Annotated in this window: 1 protein-coding gene; it reads right to left on the reverse strand. The window is 77.2% G+C overall.

Annotation, left to right across the window (positions count from 1 at the left end):
* A partial coding sequence (locus GTW08_RS24905; RefSeq protein WP_161152618.1) for a glycosyltransferase family 87 protein occupies positions 1-666 on the reverse strand: 666 nt, incomplete at both ends.

Raw genomic sequence — 666 nt, forward strand, 5'->3', positions numbered from 1 at the left:
GACGAGCGTCGCGACCGCCGCGGCGGCGATCCCGGCCGCGAACGGCCGCCACCGGGCCTGCACGGCGGGGAGCAGCAGCACCGGCGCGAGCGAGGGCTTGAGGGCGACCGTCACGCCGTAGCAGGCGGCGGCCAGCACCGGGTGCCCGCGCCGTTCGGCGACCCAGCCCGCGGTCAGCCCGGCCAGCAGCAGCGGGTAGATCTGGCCCAGCAGCAGCGTCCCGTGCAACGGCGACGACGCCAGCACCACCACGAGCGCGCCGGTCGTCCAGCGGCGGCCCAGCCGCAGCTCCCGGCAGACCAGCAGCACCGACCCGGCGACGAGCAGCACCGACAGGGCCGTCAGCAGCCGGTAGCCGGTGACCGGGTCGAGCAGGGCCAGCGGCGCGAGCAGCACCGACAGCAGCGGCGGGTTGAGGTTGTGCAGGCGGGCGCCGGTGTCGTAGATCGCGGCGCTGCCCGGGCCGTGCTGGACCAGCGCGTGCGCCGAGGCCCGGAAGGTGTCGAAGTCGACGTGCATCCGCGCGATGTCGGTCGCCGGGATCCAGCGCAGCAACGGCGGGCCGCCCAGCAGGAACAGCAGTGCAGCGGCCACCAGCGCGGCGACGGCGACGATCGGCGCCCCCGCCCGGGCGAGGCGGTGCACGGCGTCGCGCGCCGCGTGCGC

This window comes from Pseudonocardia sp. SID8383 (genome assembly GCF_009864975.1).
Lineage (GTDB): Bacteria > Actinomycetota > Actinomycetes > Mycobacteriales > Pseudonocardiaceae > Pseudonocardia > Pseudonocardia alni.